This is a genomic window from Aquimarina latercula DSM 2041 (assembly GCF_000430645.1).
GTDB classification, from domain to species: domain Bacteria; phylum Bacteroidota; class Bacteroidia; order Flavobacteriales; family Flavobacteriaceae; genus Aquimarina; species Aquimarina latercula.
In genome coordinates this window covers 199,399-220,875 of the sequence record NZ_AUMK01000005.1, presented here as the reverse complement: position 1 = coordinate 220,875, position 21,477 = coordinate 199,399, and the positions used below count along the sequence as shown (strand labels likewise).

26 protein-coding genes are annotated in these 21,477 nt (G+C 35.3%); 20 read left to right on the top strand and 6 right to left on the bottom strand.

The genetic code is table 11. The features are described from left to right. Window positions 1-1,278 (bottom strand): replication-associated recombination protein A, encoded by a 1,278-nt coding sequence (locus H526_RS0108220; RefSeq protein ID WP_027392562.1) that lies wholly within the window; start codon window positions 1,276-1,278, stop codon window positions 1-3. A gap of 141 nt (window positions 1,279-1,419) precedes the next feature. Here H526_RS0108220 and H526_RS0108215 point away from each other — a divergent pair, with 141 nt between their 5' ends. Next, window positions 1,420-2,160, top strand: coding sequence for a rhomboid family intramembrane serine protease (locus tag H526_RS0108215; protein ID WP_027392561.1), 741 nt, complete (start codon window positions 1,420-1,422; stop codon window positions 2,158-2,160). 16 nt (window positions 2,161-2,176) lie between these two features. Here the strand turns inward: H526_RS0108215 and rlmB are convergent, their stop codons facing one another. From rlmB to H526_RS0108190, 5 genes are all read right to left on the bottom strand, one after another. After that, window positions 2,177-2,911: a 23S rRNA (guanosine(2251)-2'-O)-methyltransferase RlmB gene (rlmB, locus tag H526_RS0108210; RefSeq protein ID WP_027392560.1), complete on the bottom strand. Its 735-nt coding sequence runs from the start codon at window positions 2,909-2,911 to the stop codon at window positions 2,177-2,179. Between the two features lie 89 nt (window positions 2,912-3,000). Beyond that, complete coding sequence (locus H526_RS0108205; protein WP_027392559.1) at window positions 3,001-4,002, bottom strand: hypothetical protein; 1,002 nt, start codon at window positions 4,000-4,002, stop codon at window positions 3,001-3,003. A gap of 12 nt (window positions 4,003-4,014) precedes the next feature. Beyond that, window positions 4,015-5,712, bottom strand: a complete 1,698-nt coding sequence (locus H526_RS0108200) for a SusD/RagB family nutrient-binding outer membrane lipoprotein (RefSeq protein WP_027392558.1) — start codon at window positions 5,710-5,712, stop codon at window positions 4,015-4,017. Between the two features lie 25 nt (window positions 5,713-5,737). After that, window positions 5,738-8,941, bottom strand: a complete 3,204-nt coding sequence (locus tag H526_RS0108195; RefSeq protein ID WP_027392557.1) for a SusC/RagA family TonB-linked outer membrane protein — start codon at window positions 8,939-8,941, stop codon at window positions 5,738-5,740. 433 nt (window positions 8,942-9,374) lie between these two features. After that, window positions 9,375-11,069, bottom strand: coding sequence for a ShlB/FhaC/HecB family hemolysin secretion/activation protein (locus H526_RS0108190; protein WP_051336056.1), 1,695 nt, complete (start codon window positions 11,067-11,069; stop codon window positions 9,375-9,377). Window positions 11,070-11,252: 183 nt separating this feature from the next. Between H526_RS0108190 and rpsL the strand changes: the two genes are divergently transcribed. The 19 genes from rpsL to rpsH all read left to right on the top strand — a co-directional run bounded on the left by rpsL (window position 11,253) and on the right by rpsH (window position 21,457). Beyond that, complete coding sequence (rpsL, locus tag H526_RS0108185) at window positions 11,253-11,627, top strand: 30S ribosomal protein S12 (RefSeq protein ID WP_024770883.1); 375 nt, start codon at window positions 11,253-11,255, stop codon at window positions 11,625-11,627. Between the two features lie 23 nt (window positions 11,628-11,650). Continuing rightward, window positions 11,651-12,127: a 30S ribosomal protein S7 gene (gene rpsG / locus H526_RS0108180; protein ID WP_027392555.1), complete on the top strand. Its 477-nt coding sequence runs from the start codon at window positions 11,651-11,653 to the stop codon at window positions 12,125-12,127. A gap of 12 nt (window positions 12,128-12,139) precedes the next feature. After that, entirely contained in the window at window positions 12,140-14,266 is a 2,127-nt protein-coding gene (fusA, locus tag H526_RS0108175) for an elongation factor G (RefSeq protein ID WP_027392554.1), read from the top strand. A gap of 10 nt (window positions 14,267-14,276) precedes the next feature. Beyond that, window positions 14,277-14,582: a 30S ribosomal protein S10 gene (rpsJ, locus tag H526_RS0108170; protein WP_010181931.1), complete on the top strand. Its 306-nt coding sequence runs from the start codon at window positions 14,277-14,279 to the stop codon at window positions 14,580-14,582. 149 nt (window positions 14,583-14,731) lie between these two features. Further along, entirely contained in the window at window positions 14,732-15,349 is a 618-nt protein-coding gene (gene rplC / locus H526_RS0108165) for a 50S ribosomal protein L3 (RefSeq protein ID WP_027392553.1), read from the top strand. Further along, a complete protein-coding gene (gene rplD / locus H526_RS0108160) occupies window positions 15,349-15,978 on the top strand; it encodes a 50S ribosomal protein L4 (protein WP_027392552.1) in 630 nt (209 codons plus the stop codon). The genes rplC and rplD overlap by 1 nt, the downstream gene beginning before the upstream one ends. A 5-nt stretch (window positions 15,979-15,983) precedes the next feature. Next, on the top strand, window positions 15,984-16,274 hold the full coding sequence (rplW, locus tag H526_RS0108155; RefSeq protein ID WP_027392551.1) for a 50S ribosomal protein L23: 291 nt from the start codon (window positions 15,984-15,986) through the stop codon (window positions 16,272-16,274). Window positions 16,275-16,283: 9 nt separating this feature from the next. Beyond that, a complete protein-coding gene (gene rplB / locus H526_RS0108150) occupies window positions 16,284-17,108 on the top strand; it encodes a 50S ribosomal protein L2 (protein WP_027392550.1) in 825 nt (274 codons plus the stop codon). Window positions 17,109-17,114: 6 nt separating this feature from the next. Then, the gene (gene rpsS, locus H526_RS0108145; RefSeq protein ID WP_027392549.1) at window positions 17,115-17,393 is read left to right on the top strand and encodes a 30S ribosomal protein S19; all 279 of its coding nucleotides are present in this window, start codon (window positions 17,115-17,117) and stop codon (window positions 17,391-17,393) included. A gap of 8 nt (window positions 17,394-17,401) precedes the next feature. Further along, entirely contained in the window at window positions 17,402-17,809 is a 408-nt protein-coding gene (rplV, locus tag H526_RS0108140; RefSeq protein ID WP_027392548.1) for a 50S ribosomal protein L22, read from the top strand. Between the two features lie 10 nt (window positions 17,810-17,819). Further along, on the top strand, window positions 17,820-18,548 hold the full coding sequence (rpsC, locus tag H526_RS0108135) for a 30S ribosomal protein S3 (RefSeq protein WP_027392547.1): 729 nt from the start codon (window positions 17,820-17,822) through the stop codon (window positions 18,546-18,548). Between the two features lie 20 nt (window positions 18,549-18,568). Beyond that, window positions 18,569-18,988, top strand: a complete 420-nt coding sequence (gene rplP / locus H526_RS0108130) for a 50S ribosomal protein L16 (protein ID WP_027392546.1) — start codon at window positions 18,569-18,571, stop codon at window positions 18,986-18,988. Between the two features lie 15 nt (window positions 18,989-19,003). After that, window positions 19,004-19,198, top strand: coding sequence for a 50S ribosomal protein L29 (gene rpmC, locus H526_RS0108125; protein WP_027392545.1), 195 nt, complete (start codon window positions 19,004-19,006; stop codon window positions 19,196-19,198). A 12-nt stretch (window positions 19,199-19,210) separates the two neighbouring features. After that, a complete protein-coding gene (rpsQ, locus tag H526_RS0108120) occupies window positions 19,211-19,468 on the top strand; it encodes a 30S ribosomal protein S17 (RefSeq protein WP_027392544.1) in 258 nt (85 codons plus the stop codon). A gap of 2 nt (window positions 19,469-19,470) precedes the next feature. After that, window positions 19,471-19,839 (top strand): 50S ribosomal protein L14, encoded by a 369-nt coding sequence (rplN, locus tag H526_RS0108115; RefSeq protein WP_027392543.1) that lies wholly within the window; start codon window positions 19,471-19,473, stop codon window positions 19,837-19,839. A gap of 13 nt (window positions 19,840-19,852) precedes the next feature. After that, window positions 19,853-20,164: a 50S ribosomal protein L24 gene (rplX, locus tag H526_RS0108110; RefSeq protein ID WP_027392542.1), complete on the top strand. Its 312-nt coding sequence runs from the start codon at window positions 19,853-19,855 to the stop codon at window positions 20,162-20,164. Between the two features lie 2 nt (window positions 20,165-20,166). Further along, window positions 20,167-20,718 (top strand): 50S ribosomal protein L5, encoded by a 552-nt coding sequence (gene rplE / locus H526_RS0108105; RefSeq protein WP_027392541.1) that lies wholly within the window; start codon window positions 20,167-20,169, stop codon window positions 20,716-20,718. Between the two features lie 2 nt (window positions 20,719-20,720). Beyond that, window positions 20,721-20,990, top strand: coding sequence for a 30S ribosomal protein S14 (gene rpsN, locus H526_RS0108100; protein ID WP_010181917.1), 270 nt, complete (start codon window positions 20,721-20,723; stop codon window positions 20,988-20,990). A gap of 68 nt (window positions 20,991-21,058) precedes the next feature. Next, on the top strand, window positions 21,059-21,457 hold the full coding sequence (rpsH, locus tag H526_RS0108095; RefSeq protein ID WP_027392540.1) for a 30S ribosomal protein S8: 399 nt from the start codon (window positions 21,059-21,061) through the stop codon (window positions 21,455-21,457). Window positions 21,458-21,477 lie beyond the last annotated feature (20 nt).

Below are 21,477 nucleotides of genomic sequence, written 5' to 3'. Positions count from 1 at the left end.
TTAGTAGTTATATTTTTCTCCCCATCGGGATTTAAGAAAAGATCTAAATGCATTTTCTCGCTGGTTATCTCCAGGTTCATAGAGCTTAGTGTTTTCTATTGACTCAGGAAGAAACTCTTGGTTAATAAAGTTGTTTTCGTGATTGTGCGCGTATTTATAATCTTCTCCATACCCTAATTCTTTCATTAATTTAGTTGGCGCATTTCTTATGTGCAATGGTACGGATAAGTCACCAGTTTGTTTTACTAACTGTTGCGCTTTGTTAATAGCCATATAGGAAGCGTTACTTTTTGCAGAAGTAGCAAGGTACACTGCGCATTGACTTAAAATAATTCTTGCTTCGGGATATCCAACTGTAGTTACTGCCTGAAACGTATTGTTAGCCATTATTAAGGCTGTTGGGTTAGCATTGCCAATATCTTCAGATGCTAATATTATCATTCTACGGGCAAGAAATTTAAGGTCTTCTCCGCCTTCTATCATTCTTGCTAACCAATAAACCGCTGCATTGGGGTCGCTACCACGAACAGATTTAATAAAAGCAGAGATGATGTCATAATGTTGTTCTCCTGTTTTGTCATATCTGACAGTATTTTGCTGTACAAGTTTTAAAACAAGATCATTAGTTATTATAATTTTGTCTTGATCTTGACTAGAGACTATAAGCTCAAAAATATTTAATAGTTTTCTTGCATCTCCACCACTTAATCTTAATAAGGCATCTGTTTCGTTTAGTTTTATGTCTTTGGATGAAAGGTGTTCGTCTTGTTGCATTGCCCGCTCTAGCAATGCTTCTAATTCTTCTTTTCCAAAGGCATTAAGAACATACACTTGGCAACGAGATAACAATGCTGGAATTACTTCGAAACTAGGATTCTCTGTAGTTGCACCAATTAACGTGATCCAACCTTTTTCTACAGCTCCTAGTAGAGAATCCTGCTGAGATTTGCTAAAACGATGAATCTCATCTATAAATAGTATAGGGTTTTTAGAAGTAAATAATCCACCACTTTGTTTAGCTTTGTCAATAACTTCTCTTACTTCTTTTACTCCGCTATTAATTGCACTTAGTGTATAAAACGGTCTATCCGATTCGTTGGCTATAATATTAGCTAAAGTGGTTTTTCCCACACCAGGAGGACCCCAAAGAATCAGAGAAGGTATAATTCCTCTTTTTATTTGTTTAGTCAAAGAACCATTGTCTCCAATTAAATGTTCTTGACTCAAATATTCCTCCAGAGATTTAGGACGTATTCTTTCAGCTAATGGTTTGTTCATATTTACAAAGGTAACAAGTGTTTAATTGAATATCATAATCGTTAACTTTATTCTGCGTTTCATTATTATAAATATTTGTATTACTGACAATTTAACTGTAATTAAATTTTTGGATGGTTTTTTGATTATTATAATAAAATTATGGAAGAAAATAGTGATTTTAGATTTAGTACTGGAGTTGTAGGGTATCCATTATTGTTTGTATTAGCAATTTGGGTGGTTTTTTGGTTTGAGGTTCGTTTTGGTTTTGACTTTAATGGTTTTGGAATATATCCAAGAACCTTGATAGGGGTTAGGGGAGTATTATTTTCTCCTTTTATTCATGGTGATTTATCACATTTGTGGCATAATACTTTGCCACTTTTGATTTTATCTATGGCTCTTTTTTTCTTTTATCCCAAAAACTCTTGGAAAGTATTGCTTTTTGGAGCAATTTTAACAGGTGTTTTAACTTGGTTTTTTGGAAGACCTGCTAATCACATAGGGGTGAGTGGGGTTATTTATATGTTGTTTGGTTTTTTGTTTTTTAAAGGAATACTGGCAAAGCATTTTAGATTAATTGCGCTATCATTTATCGTTGTTTTTATATATGGAAGCATGATATGGTATACGTTACCTGTAGATCCAAAAATTTCTTGGGAAGGGCATTTATCTGGTCTAATTGTAGGAGTATTATTGGCTTTTTGCATAAAAAAAGGTATTGCCAAGCAAAAAAAGTATCACTGGGAAACAAAAGATTTTAATCCAGAAGATGATCCTTTTTTAAAACATTTTGATGAAAATGGGAACTTTATAGAAATTTTACCAGAAGAAGAGTTGAATGATGAAAGTGTTGAAATAATTTATGAGTATAATCCGAGAGATGAAAAAAAAGGTGACTAAAAATAAGTTTTAGATCTTATAATCTTTGGCGGATTGATTCATATAAAATTACACCACAGGCTACAGACACATTAAGAGAAGCTATTTCACCGTACATAGGTAGTTTAGCCGAATGATCCACTATTTTTAAAACAGAGTTGGATATACCTTTACCTTCACTACCCATTACTATTGCAGTTGGATTTGTGAGATCTTGGTCATAAATAGTTGAATTTGCCTTTTCAGTAGCGGCTATTATTTGTATGCCAGAAGCTTGTAAATAAAACATGGCATCTTTAATGTGGTCAACTTTACAAATAGGGATTTTAAAAATTGCTCCTGCTGAAGTTTTTACAGTATCTGCACTTACAGGTGCTCCTCCTTTTTTCTGAATAATAATACCATGAACCCCCGTACATTCTGCTGTTCTTATGATCGCACCAAAGTTACGGACATCGGACAATTGATCTAGGATTAAAAACAAAGGAGTTTCACCAGATTCAATCACATTTAATACTAAGTTTTCCAAGTCTTGAAATTCAATAGGTGCGATATGTGCTACAACTCCTTGATGATTTTTATTAGTTAATCGGTTGAGTTTTTCTACAGGAACATAGGAGATATTAATATTTTCTCTTTTCAGTAAGCTTATTAATTCTTTTGATAAATCACCTTGCAGACCTTTTTGAATAAAAATTTTGTCAATTGTTTTTCCCGAGTTTATGGCCTCTAAAACCGTTCGGATACCAAAAATTTTTGATTCATTTTTCATAGAGAACAAATATAGTGTATAAAAAAACATCCCGATGAAATTTTCATCGGGATGTTCTAGTTAATTTATTGTATTTTAAACTATAAATTTTATATTCTTGTAAAACGAACTTGTACAAGTCCAGCAGCTGGACCACTACAACTAGATGTGTCTTCTGTCATATTGATCTCGAAACTATTGTCATCTGTAAATGTAGTATCAAATTCAGTATTTGTAGTAGCAGTTCCTAAAGCGATTATAGGTCCGCCTGGACACTGTAATCCTGTACTCTGTGCTGCATCCCAAATAATTTTACCACATACTAAAGAGAAACTATAATTTCTGTCTAGACCAAATCCATTCCAGTCTCCATCAAATCTTCTTTTTGTAGGGTCATTTTCATCAACTGTAATTTCTACTGTTTCATCAAATACAGATCCAAATGCACCATTAACTGTAGTTTCTATCATATAAGTACCGGTAAAAAAAGCTGGCTCATCAAATACACAAACAACAGATCCTTGATATTCAAAAGGAGAGTTAAATACAGGTTGGCTAACAATGTTAGTACCGGTATTTGTTGTAGTATAAGAGTTTCCGTCTGTTAAATTAAGCGTAAATCTTACGAAAAAATTATCAGCACCATCAAGATTGTCATTAATCAATCCAAGAGCAGTCAAAACTTCTGGCATAGTAGTTTGATACGTTACCTCAGGCTGGCTATTACTATTCATTGAAAAAGCGGATGACGGGATAGTTTCATAAAGAATTTCGTCTTTACTGTTATCAATGTCATCATCTGGATCCATTGGAGTAGTTGTACCATCTTCATCAACAGTGTTGTCAGTAAATCTTACATATACATCAACATCTTGTATTAAGCTTCCATCATTTAAAGCATCATGCTCTTCTAGAGTTACTTCAAATCCAGATCCATCAATGTCGAATAAATCTACTACGAATGATGAGGATATGGTTTTTAAATAAGCACCATTTGTTTCTACATCAGATGCTTCTAAAGGATTTGGTAGTTTTTCGTCATCAGTACAACTATTAAATAGTAAACCAATTGATAATCCACCTAGAACTAAAAATTTATTTATTAATTTCATTTTCATATGTTTTTAATTGATAAATCCTGCAGGATTCGTGTCCCAAAAGATTTGTTCTGTTCTTTGTCTTTGTGATGCATTAGTGTTAGCATTCACATAATCGCTAGGATATAGAGCAGACCTGTAGAAATCACCAGGAGTTGGAGATAATGAAGGTTGTAAATTTGCAGGATATCCCGTTCTTCTATACATATTATAGGCTTCAATACCATTACCAAATAATGCAAGATAATACTCTTTAGCAACTATTTCTAATCTTTGTTCGTCGTCCATGGATGCTAGATATTCTTGATCAACAAATGATTGATATAAAGCAAGATTTCCAACAGATTCAGCACTACCTGCAAAATTACTTACTTTGCTAAAGCTATCTGCGATACCTTGAGTAAGATATACTTGTGCGTCTCCTGTAGTCCCAAGAGTTAAAGCTGCTTCAGCAAGCATAAAGTTCACAAAAGATGATGTTAAGATTGGTGTAATTCCTGCACCACCAGATCCATCAGCTCCTTCATTTTGTACGGATCCTCCAGAACCATCATCAAATTTACCACCAGCAGGGTATAACCCCATAACTGTTCTCTTATTTGAGTCAGGTGGTAATCCAGCGTTATCTAAGTGATCTCTTCCCCAATATCCTCTGTTTATGTCGGTAACACAGAATGGGACAACAGTATTGTTTCCATCGTATTGAGAAGTCACACCAAAATAATGAGGAGGTGTTGCTGCGGTTGCACATTGTAATGTAAAATTATCTTCATTAGTAGCATCAAGATCCTGTCTGAAAAAGTAAAAAGGTGTTCTTGGATCTTCTAATGGTTTTTCAAATAACATTGTCCACATGTAGTAATTCGAAACATATTGTCCTCCTGGATCATTCTCGTAGAAAGTTGCATAGGCAGGATGTCTATTGTCAGGATTTTGTCTATTACCACCGTAATTTAGTTGCCAATCTTCGTCGGCTGCATCTATTAAATTACCCTCTGCGATCAAAGTGTTAATTTCAGATGCTATATCTGTATTAATAGCAGTACCATTTAATCTTGCAGTTAAATATATTTTTAATTTTAAAGTATTTGCTGCAGTAACCCATTTCGCCTGAGTTGTAGCATCAGTACCATCACCACCTAAACCATAAAATAAATCTAGAGGAGGGAATGAACTTGGTTCAGTATTTAATAACGCAATCGCTAAATCTAATTCATTAAGAGCATCAATGTAAATCTGAGCTTGATCGTCTGCATTAGGATTTAGATTGTCATTTCCTTGTAAAGCCTCACTAAAAGGAACATCTCCGAATAGATCAACTAAAGTAACAATTGTATATGCTTTTATCACTTTAGAAACACCTTGGTGGTATGTTAAGTTAATATCAGCGGCTAATGGTTCTAAAGAAGATATATCTTTTAATACGTCCGCATAAGCAGCTTCCCATACTGCATCAAAACCAAGTGGGCTATATGCTTCAGAATATATAGCTCCTCCTGTTGCAGCGTGCATTCTGGTAAGATCTGATGCAAATGAGGTAAATCCAGCAGCTTGTTCTACGAAATTATAGAATGAAAGTTGGACGTTGTTAAATAAGAAGTCAGGATCAACGTCTTCTTGACCTACTTGATTCGGATTTACTGTTAAATCCAGTTCTGTAGTCTCACAAGATGTAATTATACTTATAATTACAAAGAGACTGAAATATTTAAATATTTTTTTCATAATAAACTTTATTATCTATGTTATCTTAAAAAGTTAACGATAAGTTGAAACCATATCTTTTAGCTGTTGGACCAGTTAAGTAATCAAATCCTTGACCATTACCAACACCTAAACTAGTAACTTCTGGATCAAAGTTAATACCCTTTGGGAAGTTGAACGCTTTATACCACATGTTTTGTGCTATAAAAGATATTGAAACTCTACCAAAAGGAGTTTTATCTAAAAATTTACTAGGAACATTATAGCCTAAAGTAGCTTCTCTTAGTCTTAATGTAGTTGCATCGTAAATACCTCTTTCGTTAATTCCTCCTGCGGAAGCTACACCTATATTGTTAAAGTATAAATCCGTAGCATTTATTTGAACTGTGTTAACCGATCCATCTGTTTGAACTCCATCAAGAACGAAAGTTTGTGTTCTGTCAAAATCAGTATCGGTTGTTAAACCACGAGGAAGTAAAGCACCAGCTGTTGTAGAATAAATATCACCACCATGAGTATATTCCCACTGCATTCCTAAAGTAAATCCTTTATAACTGAAATTGTTTATTAAAGTAGCTCTCCAATCTGCGTTAGGATCACCAATAATCGTTGGTTCAGGGTTAGCTATATAGTTACCGTCAGCACCAACAACTCTATTTCCGTTGTCATCTCTCTGATATGTAGTTCCAAATATAACACCATAAGCTTCTCCCGGAATAGCATAGTTACCGAATCCAATAAATCCAGCGATAACTTCACCTTCAGATTCACCACCTAAACTCTCAACAATATTTTCATTTATTGTATATTGACCAGAAATATCCCATCTAAAATCATCAGGGTCATTTCCTCTTATTGGCGTTAATCCAAATCCAACTTCAAGTCCTTGGTTAGAAACTTCAGCAACATTGTCGGAAGTTACTGTATTACCTGTTGAAGGATCAAGAAATCTATTATTAAGTATTAAATCTTTTGATCGTTTGTCATAAACAGATACATCAAACGAAACTCTATTGTCAAATAACTTAGCTTCAACACCAGCTTCTAATTCAGTGATTAATTCTGGTTTTAAGTTTGCGTTACCAAGTCTGTCTGCTTCGGATAGTGAATTAATTATTGCACCACCATTTGGATCAATAAATGTATTAGCATTACTATCTAATCCAATTACTGTAGCGTAAGGATCAGGGAAACCTGCTGAAGATCCATATCCTAATCTTAATTTTAAATAATTAATAGCTTTACTTCCTCTTAAACCTTCGAAAGCACTAGTTGGTACAAAAGATAAACTTGCAGATGGGTAAAAGATCGATCTGTTTTCTTTCTGTAATGAAGAATACCAATCATTTCTACCAGCAACGTTAAGGAATAAGTAGTCATTGTAATCTACAGTAGCTGATAAATATGCTCCAACGATATTAAATTCTCTTAAATCACTAAAACCAGTAGTTTCTTCAAAGTTTTGGTGATTAATTAAACCGAATACAAATTGTTCAGTACTACTGGTGAAATCTCTTTTTCTTTCTTCTCTCCTTGGGTTAAATCCAAGGTTACCACTTAGTCCCCAAGAATCATTAAGGTCTTTGTCAAAGTTTAAACTTAATGTATGATCCCAAACTGTATTTGAAGTTACAAAAGTTGATAAAAATCCACCGGGTGCTTGAGTACCACCTTTATTTACATATCTATCCTCATCCTGAACATAAGAATCTAGTGATAATCTGTAACTTAAATTAAGCCAATCGTTAAACTCATACAAAGCCGTAAAGTTTCCAAAAAATCTTCTAGTATCTTCAATGTTACGAGCATTTTGTTGAGTCCATCTCGGGTTTTGAATACTATTATCAGTACGATAATAAACACTAGAACCATCAACAGGGTTTTGAAAAGGCAGATTGAATAAATCGATACTTCTCGGGGTATACAAAATGTTTGCAAATAAACTAGCCGCTCCATCATTTGCATTACTTCCAAAACCGGCAGATGTTGGAGGAGTTATTAAATCAGTTAATACGTAGTTAAATGAACTACTAATTGTAAATTTATTAGAAAGTTTAGTACTTCCTCCAGCACTAAAGTTTAGTCGTTGGTATTTGTTACCAATAACAAAACCTTCATCATCTGTTCTACCAACACTGATGTTGTAAGATGAAGTGTCATTACCTGAAGAAACAGATAAAGAAGAAGTTACTACATTACCAGTTCGGAAAAAAGGCTCGATGTTATCGTATGGTCTGTAGTCATATCTCGCTCCTACGAATTCTGGAAAAACTGCATTTAAATCTGAGCGATCGTATGGATGGGCAATAGTTCCATCAGCGGCAACCCCATCACCTGCTATTCTCTGATTAAAATCTGCTCCCCAATTAGAGAATGCTGCCGATGCCGTTTGGTTAAATCCATTTCCATAAGAATCTTGAAAATCAGGTAAATCTGAAATCTCATTTGAAAAATAAGATTGATTAAACGTAATTTCGAATTTTTTATTAGCGCCTCCTTGAGCGGCTCCAGATTTAGTAGTTACTAAAACTACACCGTTTCTACCTGCTTGTCCGTATAGCGTTGTTGCACTTAATCCTTTTAATATAGAAATTTCCTTAATATTATTAGGGTCTATATCAAGAAATCTACTTGAAGCTGAAGCTCCACCTGTAGTAAATCCTTCAGAACTGTTGGTGTCAGAATTGAATGGTACACCATCAACAACAAATAAAGGTTGGTTATTTCCGTTTATAGAAGAATACCCTCTAATAATAATATTAGTACCAGTACCGGATAGTCCAGATGTTTGTGTAATATTCACTCCTGGCGCCTTTCCAGTAAGTGATCTTACTACATCGGTTTGAGGTTGAGATGCAATATCTTCTGATGCAATCGTAGCTACCGCATATCCTAAGGCTTTTTTAGCTTTTCGAATACCTTGCGCAGTAACAACCACTTCTTCCAGTGTCGCTGCATCTTCAGCCAATTGAACATTTACCGTGTCGCCGTCTCCAACAACAACTTCTTTTGTTGTAAATCCAAGGTAGCTAAATGAAAGTACAGCTCCTCTGTTTACTTGAATGGTATAATTACCATCAAAATCAGATTGCGTACCCTTACTAGTACCCTTTACAACGATATTTACCCCTGGCAGAGGTAACCCACTATTGTCGGTTACATTACCTGAGATCGTTTTTTCTTGTGCAAACGTTAGTTGCACTACAAACGCCAGCAATAGCGTTAGAATTCCTCTAAACTTTGTTCTCATTTTATAATTTATTTGAATTAGCCAATGCCAAAAATCATAATAATATCTTAATTAAACAACTTTTATTTAGTTAAAAATTAAATTATTGTTCACGTCTGGTTAATATAATGTGAAATCCTACTATAACGTTGTAGTGGGTGGTTTTTGCTTTTTTGTTAACAGTGTTACGTGATATTTTGGTCCGAAAATTTTGATTTCAAAAATGGAGTGCTTGTTTTTTTCTTAGAGGTTGTAAGGCTTTTGTTTTGAGAGTATTATCTGTTGCTTGGTGTTTTGGTTTTGGGCGGTGGTAATACAGCTTTTTCTGTTTCTAAGTCCTTTGGTACTCTAAGATGAATAAGGTTTTGGTTTAGGGCGAAAGATCTCCGATCTTGAGGGGGTATAGGCTTTTTTTGGTTATTGATTTTTGTGATTTTTTTAAGGAAGATTATTGTTAAAATGATGCATTTAGGCTTAAATGAACCTTTGTGTTGGAGAATTTGAAGTTGGAATCACTGCTTTTTCCGTTTGCGAAAATTATTTTAAATAGGCCAGTTTGTGTGTTTAAGCCAAGGCCTATTCCAAAACTTGTGAGGTTGTCTGATATTTTGTTGGTTTCGTCTTCAAAATAGGAATAATCTATAATCGAATGGATGTACAAGTTCGAAGATAGGATGTATTGATATTCGGTGTTTAAAACATTAAAAAGGGAGGCGTTGATGCTGTTTTCTTCAAATCCTCTAATTGAATTAATACCTCCAAATCTAAAAAGTTCATTTGTAAATAGGTTGTCAGAAAAAATAACGGAAGCAGTGTTTTTTATTAGTACAGAGTTTCTTTGGTTTAATTCGAAAATAGAACCAAGACTAAGGGAACCTTTTGTTTGATTTAAATTAGTGTTATCAGTTCTTCTTGATCCAAATTCAATTTCTATATTATAAAAATTTTTTATTGGGAATAAGTTTTTGTTTTGTCTTCTGGTGTGGTTGAAGCCTATTCCGAAGAATGATGAGTCGTAATCGTTGATATTGAGTGAAGGCAGGGGGTTGTCAAGAAGGTTGTTTGAGGAAACTGAGGAATACCCTAGCCATATTTTATTTTTATCACTGATTAGGTAATTAAGATTGATATTTTGCTCGGTTATCAAAAAGCTGGAATCTTTTTTGAATATTTCTAGGCCTGCTTCAATACCAATTGGTGTTTTAAGGATGTAAGGTAGCGTGATATTAGCTTGAAACCTTTGTTGTTCATTTCCGTCGCTTTTGTAGATTAGATTTAGTCTTTCTCCAAAATTTAAATTATTGACAAGATTTAGATTTAGATATCCGTTTAGTTCCAAGTTTCTGGATTCTGTGTCTGTTGAGAATCCAAGAAAACCATCAAAATTGTTTGCTGATTTTTTTTCTAAATATAAGTATACTTTTGTTGAGTCTTTTTCGAATAGAACTTCTGGTGCCTTGATGTTTTTGGCAAAACCTAGGTTGTCGATTGTTAGAGATTTTTTTAAAATATCATTCTTTTTAAAAATTGCCCCTTTGCGTATTCTGCTATTATATTTTAAGTAAGAAAAAGGGAACTTGCTGTATCCTTTGATTATAATGTCGTCGATTTTTCTTATGTTACTCTTTGAGCTAATCAGTTTTGCGGATATTTCGTTGCCGTGTTTTGTGATTCCTATTAATGATAAATTACTAAATGTATTTCCTTGGTTTACGAGGAAGTTTGTTAGGAATTGAATTGTTTTCTCTGTGTTTTTTAAGGGTATCGAGAAGTGTTTTTCCGTAATTTCTGTGGATATTTGTTCTAGGATATTACGCGGTATAGACTCCTTGTTGTATTGGATTCTTATTTTTTTGTATTTTTTGTTTAGCTCGAAAACACCTCTAAATGTGGAGTCAGATGTTTTTTTTAGTTCTAATAGTTGAGAGTCTAAATATCCTGATTCTAGTAATTTCTTTTGAGTTTTTATTATCTCTTCTTTTAAATCTAGAAAGTTTTTGAAAGTCTTAGTGTATTGGGTGCTGTCTATTTTTTGTGTTTCTAGAGTGTCTTTTCCTTTAATGCTTAGGTTTATAATTGGATTTTGTGCGCTACAAAATGAATGTATACATATAATAAGGACAAGGATGTGTAACGAATGAGTTTTCAAATTTCTTTTTAATACTGCTAAAATAACGGAAAATACAGGGATTTCTTACGGTTAGACAATATGATTTTAAATCTGTTTGAAAATTAATGCGTTAGGATTTGAATTGATAAAAAATATTTCTACCTTTGCAGCCCTCATAAAAGAGGTAATTAAAAATATTTTAATAATAGTGTAAAGCAAATTATGCCAACAATTTCACAATTAGTAAGAAAAGGTAGAGCCAAAATAACTAAGAAGAGTAAATCGGCTGCTTTGGATTCGTGCCCGCAACGCCGCGGTGTTTGTACGCGTGTTTATACTACTACACCAAAGAAACCAAATTCAGCTATGCGTAAAGTAGCTCGTGTTAGGTTAACTAATGGTAAAGAAGTAAACGCATACATCGGTGGTGAAGGTCACAATCTACAGGAGCACTCGATAGTATTAGTTAGAGGTGGAAGGGTAAAAGATTTACCAGGAGTTAGATATCACATTGTACGTGGAGCTTTAGACACCGCTGGTGTAGAAGGAAGAACGCAACGTAGATCTAAGTATGGTGCAAAACGCCCTAAGAAGTAATTAAAAAACTTTAAGAAGAAGACATGAGAAAAAGAAAGGCTAAAAAAAGACCTATTTTGCCGGATCCACGTTTTAACGATCAGTTAGTGACTCGTTTTGTAAACATGATGATGTGGGACGGAAAAAAATCGGTTGCTTTCAAAATTTTCTATGATGCTATTGATATCGTAGAAGAGAAAAAACAGAACGAAGAAAAAACCGCTTTAGAGATGTGGAAAGATGCGTTGTCTAACGTAATGCCACATGTAGAGGTAAGAAGTCGTCGTGTTGGAGGTGCTACCTTCCAAATTCCTAACCCAATTAGACCTGATAGAAAGATATCTACTGCTATGAAGTGGTTGATTCAATTTTCTCGTAAGAGAAATGAAAAGTCTATGGCTCAGAAACTTGCTGCGGAGATAATTGCAGCAGAAAAAGAAGAAGGAGCTGCGGTAAAGAAGAGAGTAGATACTCATAAGATGGCTGAAGCAAATAAAGCATTCTCACACTTTAGATTTTAATCACGAACAGAAATGGCTAGAGATTTAAAATATACAAGAAATATAGGAATTGCTGCGCATATTGACGCAGGAAAAACTACGACTACCGAACGTATTTTGTATTATACTGGGGTGAGTCATAAGATAGGTGAGGTGCACGATGGGGCTGCAACAATGGACTGGATGGAACAGGAGCAAGAAAGAGGTATTACTATTACTTCTGCTGCAACCACTTGTGAGTGGAAGTTTCCTACAGAAAATGGTCAGGCAGTTTCGGATACCAAAGGATATCATTTTAATATTATTGATACTCCAGGGCACGTTGATTTTACGGTAGAAGTAAATCGTTCATTACGTGTTCTTGATGGGTTAGTATTCTTATTTAGTGCTGTAGATGGTGTAGAGCCTCAATCAGAAACTAACTGGAGACTGGCTGATAATTATAAAGTGCCTCGTATTGGATTTGTGAATAAAATGGATCGTCAAGGATCTAACTTTATGGCTGTATGTCAGCAAGTTAAAGATATGTTAGGGTCTAATGCTGTGCCAATTGTAATGAATATTGGTGACGAGGCGGATTTTAAAGGTATTGTAGATTTAGTAAAAAATCGTGCTATCGTTTGGCATGATGAAACACAAGGATCTACTTTTGATGTAATCGATATTCCTGAAGAATTAAAAGAAGAAGCGGCTGAATTAAGAGGTAAGCTTATAGAAGAGGTTGCGGCTTATGATGAGAATCTTCTTGAAAAATTTATGGAAGATGAGGATTCTATTACAGAAGAAGAAGTACACGCTGCACTTAGAGCTGCTGTTATGGATATGTCTATCATTCCTATGATTTGCGGATCTGCATTTAAGAATAAAGGAGTTCAATTTTTATTAGATGCGGTATGTCGTTACTTGCCTTCTCCAACAGATAAAGAAGGTATCGTGGGGGTTAACCCTAATACTGATCAAGAAGAAACACGTAAGCCTGATGTGAAAGAACCTTTCTCAGCTTTAGCTTTTAAGATTGCTACAGATCCTTTTGTAGGTCGTTTAGCATTTTTCCGTGCATATTCGGGTCGTTTAGATGCAGGTTCTTATATATTGAACAACCGTTCTGGTAAAAAAGAGCGTATTTCTCGTATTTATCAAATGCACTCTAATAAGCAGAATGCTATTGATTTTATTGAGGCAGGTGATATTGGTGCTGCTGTAGGGTTTAAAGATATCAAGACTGGTGATACTATGACTGATGAAAAGAATCCTATTGTTTTGGAATCTATGGATTTCCCGGATCCAGTAATTGGTATTGCAGTGGAGCCTAAGACAAAAGCTGATGTAGATAAGTTAGGTATGTCTTTGGCAAAACTTGCTGAAGAAGATCCAACGTTTACAGTAAGAACAGACGAAGCTTCAGGACAGACAATTATTTCTGGAATGGGTGAGCTTCACTTAGATATTATTGTTGATCGTTTAAAGCGTGAATTTAAAGTAGAAGTTAATCAAGGTCAACCACAGGTTGAGTACAAAGAAGCTATTACTCAGGCTGCTGATCACAGAGAGGTTTATAAAAAGCAATCTGGTGGTCGTGGTAAATTCGCAGATATTGTATTTACAATTGAACCAGCTGCTGAAGGTGAAGTAGGTCTTCAGTTTGAATCTACAATTAAAGGTGGTAACGTTCCTAAAGAATTTATACCTTCAATTGAGAAAGGATTCAAAATGGCGATGGCTAATGGTCCTTTAGCTGGGTATGAAGTTGATGCTATGAAAGTAACGTTGAAAGATGGTTCTTATCATGATGTGGATTCTGATCAATTGTCATTCGAATTGGCGGCTAAGTTAGGGTTTAAAAACTCGGCAAAAGCTGCAAAAGCTGTGATAATGGAGCCTATTATGAAATTAGAAGTTATTACTCCAGAAGAAAATATGGGTGATATCGTAGGTGATCTTAACAGACGTAGAGGACAAGTTAGTGATATGGGTGATAGAGCAGGTGCAAAAACTGTAAAAGCTACTGTGCCACTTTCAGAAATGTTTGGTTATGTTACTACGTTAAGAACATTGTCATCTGGTAGAGCAACATCTACTATGGAATTTTCTCACTATGCTGAGACTCCTTCTAATATTTCAGAAGAAGTGATTGCAGCAGCAAAAGGAGTTAACGCTTAATTTTACAGAAATGAGTCAAAAAATTAGAATAAAACTAAAATCTTACGATCATAATTTGGTGGATAAGTCTGCAGAGAAGATTGTTAAGACCGTTAAGAGTACTGGAGCTGTGGTTACAGGCCCGATTCCATTACCAACACATAAAAAGATTTTTACAGTATTACGTTCTCCGCACGTTAATAAGAAATCTAGAGAGCAGTTTCAATTAAGTTCTTATAAAAGACTTTTGGATATTTACAGCTCGTCTTCAAAAACAATTGATGCGTTAATGAAGCTAGAATTACCAAGTGGAGTTGAAGTTGAAATCAAAGTTTGATAAAAACTTCTAAGTAAGAAAATCTTACGATAAATGTCCCAAGCTGCGTGCGAGGGAAAAACGGCAAAAGAATACATTCAGGGTTGAAGTATTTTGACCCTGTTTTTTTGCAAAATAATAAGTGAAATACTAATTAATAATTAATAAATATGTCTGGGTTAATAGGAAAAAAGATCGGTATGACCAGCATCTTCGACGAAAATGGAAAGAATATTCCATGTACAGTTATCGAAGCTGGACCATGCGTGGTTACCCAAGTCAGAACTGAAGAAGTTGATGGTTACAAAGCTGTTCAGCTAGGTTTCGATGACAAAGCAGACAAAAATGCTACAAAAGCGGCTTTAGGTCACTTTAAAAAAGCAGGAACTGTTGCTAAACGTGAAGTTGTCGAATTCCAAGGTTTTGATGAGGAGTACAAATTAGGTGATACGATAACAGTAGAGCACTTCGTAGAAGGAGAGTTTGTAGATGTGTCTGGTACATCAAAAGGTAAAGGTTTTCAGGGAGTTGTTAAGAGACATGGTTTCGGCGGTGTTGGACAGGCTACTCACGGTCAACATAACCGTTTAAGGGCTCCAGGTTCGATTGGAGCGGCATCTTATCCAGCTAGAGTGTTCAAAGGAATGCGAATGGCAGGAAGAATGGGTGGAGATAAAGTAAAAGTTCAAAACTTAAAAGTATTAAAAGTAGTTACTGAAAAGAATCTACTTGTTGTGAAAGGGTGTGTTCCTGGACATAAAAATGCTTATGTAACTATTCAGAAGTAATGAAGGTAGCAGTAATTGATATTAACGGAAAAGAAACAGGTAGAAAGGTAGACCTTTCTGATGCTGTTTTCGGTATAGAACCAAATGATCATGCTGTATACTTAGATGTGAAGCAGTATTTGGCTAATCAACGTCAAGGGACTCACAAGGCTAAGGAACGTGCTGAGATTGTAGGTAGTACAAGAAAGATAAAGAAGCAAAAAGGAACTGGTACAGCGAGAGCAGGTAGTATTAAATCTCCTATCTTCAAAGGTGGGGGTAGAATTTTTGGTCCTAGACCTCGTAACTATTCTTTTAAATTGAATAAGAATTTAAAAAGATTAGCACGTAAATCTGCACTAAGTATTAAGGCTAATGACAAAGCTATTACAGTTGTTGAAGACTTTACATTTGACACAATAAAAACAAAGAATTTTACTTCTGTTTTAAAGTCTTTAGGGCTTGAAGGTAAAAAATCTTTATTTGTGTTGGGAGAGTCAAATAAAAATGTATATTTGTCGTCACGCAATTTAAAAAGTTCTGAAGTTATAACTTCCTCAGAATTAAGTACTTATAAGATACTTAATGCTAAGAATGTTGTGCTTTTAGAAGGTTCTTTGAAAGGAATTGAAACGAATTTAAGTAAATAGAAGCCATGAGTATCTTAATAAAACCTATTATTACGGAAAAGGCTACTGCTGATAGTGAGGTGTATAACCGCTACGGTTTTGTAGTTGATAAAAAAGCGAATAAGGTAGAGATCAAGAAAGCAGTTGAAGCTGCTTATGGAGTATCTGTTACTAAAGTTCGAACTATTAATGTCCGTCCAGACCGTAAAACTCGTTATACAAAAACGGGTATGGTCACTGGTAAAACAAAAGCTATTAAAAAGGCTATTGTACAGGTGGCGGAAGGTGATGTAATTGATTTATATAGTAATCTTTAAGACTAAGAAATGTCAGTAAGAAAATTGAAACCAATTACCCCAGGTCAGCGTTTTAGAGTAGTTAATGGATATGATGCCATTACTACTGATAAGCCGGAAAAAAGCCTATTGGCTCCGAAAAAAAGATCTGGAGGTAGAAACAATCAAGGAAAAATGACCATGCGCTACAAAGGTGGTGGTCATAAGAAAAGGTATCGTATTGTTGATTTTAAACGTGATAAGCAGGGGATTCCTGCTACCGTAGCAACAATAGAGTACGATCCAAACAGAACTGCTTTTATTGCGCTTCTAAATTACCAAGATGGTGAGAAGCGTTATATTATAGCTCAAAACGGTCTACAAGTTGGTCAGAATGTTGTTTCTGGAAGCAATGTTGCTCCAGAAATAGGAAACGCGATGCCGCTTAGTGATATCCCATTAGGTACAATCATATCTTGTATAGAATTACGTCCTGGTCAAGGTGCTGTTATGGCACGTAGTGCTGGTTCGTTTGCTCAGCTTATGGCTAGAGATGGTAAGTTTGCTACTGTAAAATTACCTTCTGGAGAAGTGAGGTTGGTGTTAGTTAATTGTATGGCTTCTATAGGGGCTATCTCTAACAGTGATCATCAGTTAGTTGTAGGTGGTAAAGCAGGTAGAGGAAGATGGTTAGGTCGTCGTCCTCGTACAAGACCAGTAGCTATGAACCCTGTTGATCATCCAATGGGTGGTGGAGAAGGTCGTTCATCTGGAGGTCACCCTCGTTCTAGAAAAGGTCTTCCTGCTAAAGGATTTAGAACCCGTTCTAAGACGAAAGCGAGTAATAAGTATATTGTAGAACGTAGAAAGAAATAATAAGATATGGCACGTTCATTAAAAAAAGGACCTTACATTCACTATAAGTTAGAGAAAAAAGTAGCTGCGAATGTAGAGGCTAATAAAAAGACTGTGATAAAAACTTGGTCAAGAGCATCAATGATATCTCCGGATTTTGTTGGTCAGACGATTGCAGTGCATAATGGTCGCCAATTTGTTCCTGTATATATTACAGAGAATATGGTAGGTCATAAACTAGGAGAATTTTCGCCAACACGTTCTTTCAGAGGGCACGCTGGTGCTAAAAATAAAGGTAAAAAATAATTTAAGCTATGGGAGTTCGTAAAAGAGAAATGGCAGAAAGAATTAAGGAAGAGAAAAAGCAGATTGCTTTTGCTAAGCTTAATAACTGTCCTACTTCACCTCGCAAGATGCGCTTAGTAGCAGATTTGGTACGTGGTGAGAAAGTTGAAAGAGCGCTTCATATTCTTAGATTTAATCCTAAAGAAGCATCTCGTCGTTTAGAAAAGTTATTGCTTTCTGCGATAGCTAACTGGCAAGCGAAGAATGAAGACGCAAACATCGAAGAAGCAGACCTTTTTGTAAAAGAGATTCGTGTAGATGGAGGTAGTATGTTAAAAAGACTACGTCCTGCTCCACAAGGTCGTGCACACAGAATAAGAAAACGCTCTAATCACGTTACAATCGTGGTTGCAGCAAAAAATAATACACAAAGCTAATATAAATAGTATGGGACAGAAGACAAATCCAATCGGAAATCGCCTTGGTATCATCAGAGGATGGGAATCCAACTGGTATGGAGGTAATGACTACGGTGATAAACTTGCCGAAGACGATAAGATTAGAAAGTATGTACACGCACGTTTATCTAAAGCTAGTGTATCTAGAGTAATTATTGAGCGTACGCTTAAACTTGTAACCGTTACTATCACTACTGCTAGACCTGGTATAATTATCGGAAAAGGTGGTCAAGAGGTAGACAAGTTAAAAGAAGAGCTTAAGAAAATTACAGATAAAGAAGTTCAGATCAATATCTTTGAGATTAAGAGACCAGAACTTGATGCATTTCTAGTTGGATCTAGTGTTGCAAGACAAATTGAGAGTCGTATCTCTTACCGTCGAGCAATTAAGATGGCTATTGCGGCTGCAATGAGAATGAATGCAGAAGGTATCAAAATTCAGATTTCAGGACGTTTGAATGGAGCTGAGATGGCACGTTCGGAGTCTTATAAAGATGGTCGTATTCCTTTATCAACATTTAGAGCTGACATAGATTATGCTTTGGTTGAGGCACATACTACTTATGGTAGATTAGGTGTGAAAGTATGGATTATGAAAGGCGAAGTATATGGTAAGAGAGAGCTTTCTCCTTTAGTTGGTCTTTCTAAGAAACAAGGAAAAGGAGGCGATAGAGGAGCCGGACGAGGTGGTAATAATAAATCACGTCGTAGAAAGTAATTTTTTAAAGTAAATTAACAATGTTACAGCCTAAAAGAACAAAATTCCGTAAACAACAAAAAGGACGTATGAAAGGTCTTTCTCAAAGAGGACATACACTTTCCAACGGAACTTTCGGAATCAAATCATTAGATTCAAGTTTTGTTACTGCTAGACAGATAGAAGCAGCACGTATTTCTGCTACTCGTTATATGAAAAGAGAAGGATCTCTGTGGATTAAAATTTTCCCAGACAAGCCTATTACAAAGAAACCTCTTGAAGTACGTATGGGTAAAGGAAAAGGAGCTGTAGAATACTGGGCGGCAGTTGTAAAGCCTGGAAGAATCTTATTTGAGATCAGTGGTGTGCCATATGATGTAGCTAAAGAAGCATTACGCTTAGCTGCACAGAAGCTGCCAGTAAAAACTAAGTTTATTGTGTCAAGAACCTATCAAGGTTAAAATTCAAAAGAGACTATGAAACAATCACAAGTAAAAGAATCGTCTACAGCTGAATTGCAAGAAGAGCTTGGTAAATCTCGTAAAGAGTATTCAGATTTAAAAATGGCTCACGCTATGTCTCCATTAGAGAACCCTTTACAATTACGTAAAGTGAGAAGATCTATTGCAAGAATGGCTACTGAGTTAACTAAAAGAGAATTAAACGGTTAATTCTGCTGAAAGATGGAAAAAAGAAACTTAAGAAAAGAGCGTATAGGTGTAGTTACTAGTAACAAAATGCAAAAATCAATTGTAGTTGCTGAAGTAAAAAAAGTAAAACACCCGATGTACGGAAAGTTCGTGTTAAAAACGAAAAAATACGTTGCACACGACGAGAAAAATGACTGCAATATTGGTGATACTGTAAAGATCATGGAAACAAGACCTATGAGTAGAACCAAATGCTGGAGATTAGTAGAAGTAATTGAAAGAGCGAAGTAATTATGGTACAACAAGAGTCTAGATTAAAAGTAGCAGACAACACAGGTGGTAAAGAAGTTTTAGTTATCCGTGTTTTAGGTGGTACAAAAAGAAGATACGCCTCTGTAGGAGACAAGATCGTTGTCAGTGTTAAAGAAGCAACTCCTAATGGAAACATTAAAAAAGGAGCAGTTTCTACTGCAGTTGTAGTTCGTACCAAAAAAGAAGTGCGCAGACCAGATGGTTCTTATATTCGTTTTGATGATAATGCTTGTGTTCTTTTGAACCCTGCTGGAGAAATGAGAGGAACCCGTGTTTTTGGTCCTGTTGCAAGAGAACTTCGTGACAAACAGTTCATGAAGATTGTATCACTAGCGCCAGAAGTGCTTTAATAGTATAGCAAAGATGACAAAGCTAAAAATTAAATCAGGAGATACTGTAAAAGTTATCGCTGGGGACAACAAAGGTCAACAGGGAACTGTACAGAAGGTATTGAAAGATAAGAACAAGGCAATAGTAGAAGGTGTTAACCTTGTGTCTAAACACCAAAAGCCTAGTGCAGCTAATCCACAAGGTGGTATAGTGAAGCAAGAAGCAGCTATTCATATTTCTAACTTAACATTGTTAACCGCTAATGGGGATGCAACTAGAGTAGGATATAGAGTAGAAGGAGATAAGAAAGTGAGATTTTCTAAAAAATCTAATGAAGTAATATAGTTATGGCTTATATCCCAAGACTAAAACAAGAGTATAAGGACAGAGTAGTGTCTACTCTTACAGAAGAATTCAGTTATGGTAATGTAATGGAAGTGCCTAAGCTTAAAAAAATAGTTTTAAGTAGAGGTGTTGGTGCAGCTGTAGCAGATAAGAAGTTAATTGACTACGCCGTAGATGAATTAACAATGATCACAGGTCAAAAAGCAGTAGCTACAATTTCTAAAAAGGATGTTGCAACTTTTAAGTTACGTAAAGGAATGCCTATTGGTGCTAAGGTTACGTTAAGAGGAGAAAGAATGTATGAGTTTTTAGATCGTTTAATTACTTCAGCTTTGCCACGTGTACGTGACTTTAATGGAATTAATGCTACTGGTTTTGATGGTAGAGGTAATTATTCTTTAGGAATTACTGAACAGATTATTTTTCCGGAAATTGATATCGATAAAGTGAATAAGATTTCAGGAATGAATATTACTTTTGAAACTTCTGCAGGAACAGATAAAGAAGCAAAATCATTGTTAACAGAACTAGGGTTACCTTTTAAAAAGAATTAATTATGGCTAAAGAATCAATGAAAGCCCGTGAGGTGAAGAGAGCAAAAACAGTTGCTAAATATGCTGAAAAACGTAAAGCTTTAAAAGAAGCTGGTGATTATGAAGCATTACAAAAGCTGCCAAAGAATGCTTCTCCAATCCGTATGCATAATCGTTGTAAGTTAACAGGAAGACCAAAAGGATATATGCGTCAGTTTGGAATTTCTCGTGTAACATTCAGAGAGATGGCTAATCAAGGGTTAATTCCAGGAGTAACTAAAGCTAGTTGGTAATAATAAAAAATTAATTGGTCTAAGGTTTGGCTATACTAGCCGAAAACCAAGATCATAAATTATATACAATGAATACAGATCCTATAGCAGATTATTTAACTAGAATACGTAATGCAAATAGTGCTCAACATAGAGTTGTTGAGATCCCTGCATCAAAGGTTAAAAAAGAGATCACTAAAATATTATTCGATCAAGGATATATTTTAAGTTATAAATTTGAAGATAATACGACACAAGGTAGTATTAAGATAGCTCTTAAATACGATAAACTAACCAAAGAACCTGTAATAAAAGAATTACAAAGAATCAGTAAGCCTGGTCTACGTAAATATGCAGGATCTAGCGAGATACCAAGAATTCTTAACGGATTAGGTATTGCGATTGTTTCTACTTCTCACGGTGTAATGACTGGTAAACAGGCTAAGCAGGAGAATGTAGGTGGTGAAGTACTTTGTTACGTATATTAACAGTATAAAAGACAAAAGAA

Bases quoted from the DNA above. Each gene is read 5' to 3' on its own strand.
- rplW (WP_027392551.1), top strand. From the start codon at position 15,984: ATGAGTATCTTAATAAAACCTATTATTACGGAAAAGGCTACTGCTGAT.
- H526_RS0108205 (WP_027392559.1), bottom strand. From the start codon at position 4,002: ATGAAATTAATAAATAAATTTTTAGTTCTAGGTGGATTATCAATTGGT.
- rplC (WP_027392553.1), top strand. From the start codon at position 14,732: ATGTCTGGGTTAATAGGAAAAAAGATCGGTATGACCAGCATCTTCGAC.
- rplN (WP_027392543.1), top strand. From the start codon at position 19,471: ATGGTACAACAAGAGTCTAGATTAAAAGTAGCAGACAACACAGGTGGT.
- rplP (WP_027392546.1), top strand. From the start codon at position 18,569: ATGTTACAGCCTAAAAGAACAAAATTCCGTAAACAACAAAAAGGACGT.
- rplV (WP_027392548.1), top strand. From the start codon at position 17,402: ATGGGAGTTCGTAAAAGAGAAATGGCAGAAAGAATTAAGGAAGAGAAA.
- rplX (WP_027392542.1), top strand. From the start codon at position 19,853: ATGACAAAGCTAAAAATTAAATCAGGAGATACTGTAAAAGTTATCGCT.
- rpmC (WP_027392545.1), top strand. From the start codon at position 19,004: ATGAAACAATCACAAGTAAAAGAATCGTCTACAGCTGAATTGCAAGAA.
- fusA (WP_027392554.1), top strand. From the start codon at position 12,140: ATGGCTAGAGATTTAAAATATACAAGAAATATAGGAATTGCTGCGCAT.
- rplB (WP_027392550.1), top strand. From the start codon at position 16,284: ATGTCAGTAAGAAAATTGAAACCAATTACCCCAGGTCAGCGTTTTAGA.
- H526_RS0108215 (WP_027392561.1), top strand. From the start codon at position 1,420: ATGGAAGAAAATAGTGATTTTAGATTTAGTACTGGAGTTGTAGGGTAT.
- rpsG (WP_027392555.1), top strand. From the start codon at position 11,651: ATGAGAAAAAGAAAGGCTAAAAAAAGACCTATTTTGCCGGATCCACGT.
- rpsL (WP_024770883.1), top strand. From the start codon at position 11,253: ATGCCAACAATTTCACAATTAGTAAGAAAAGGTAGAGCCAAAATAACT.
- H526_RS0108200 (WP_027392558.1), bottom strand. From the start codon at position 5,712: ATGAAAAAAATATTTAAATATTTCAGTCTCTTTGTAATTATAAGTATA.
- rpsQ (WP_027392544.1), top strand. From the start codon at position 19,211: ATGGAAAAAAGAAACTTAAGAAAAGAGCGTATAGGTGTAGTTACTAGT.
- H526_RS0108220 (WP_027392562.1), bottom strand. From the start codon at position 1,278: ATGAACAAACCATTAGCTGAAAGAATACGTCCTAAATCTCTGGAGGAA.
- rpsJ (WP_010181931.1), top strand. From the start codon at position 14,277: ATGAGTCAAAAAATTAGAATAAAACTAAAATCTTACGATCATAATTTG.
- rplE (WP_027392541.1), top strand. From the start codon at position 20,167: ATGGCTTATATCCCAAGACTAAAACAAGAGTATAAGGACAGAGTAGTG.
- rpsC (WP_027392547.1), top strand. From the start codon at position 17,820: ATGGGACAGAAGACAAATCCAATCGGAAATCGCCTTGGTATCATCAGA.
- rpsH (WP_027392540.1), top strand. From the start codon at position 21,059: ATGAATACAGATCCTATAGCAGATTATTTAACTAGAATACGTAATGCA.
- H526_RS0108195 (WP_027392557.1), bottom strand. From the start codon at position 8,941: ATGAGAACAAAGTTTAGAGGAATTCTAACGCTATTGCTGGCGTTTGTA.
- rplD (WP_027392552.1), top strand. From the start codon at position 15,349: ATGAAGGTAGCAGTAATTGATATTAACGGAAAAGAAACAGGTAGAAAG.
- rlmB (WP_027392560.1), bottom strand. From the start codon at position 2,911: ATGAAAAATGAATCAAAAATTTTTGGTATCCGAACGGTTTTAGAGGCC.
- rpsN (WP_010181917.1), top strand. From the start codon at position 20,721: ATGGCTAAAGAATCAATGAAAGCCCGTGAGGTGAAGAGAGCAAAAACA.
- rpsS (WP_027392549.1), top strand. From the start codon at position 17,115: ATGGCACGTTCATTAAAAAAAGGACCTTACATTCACTATAAGTTAGAG.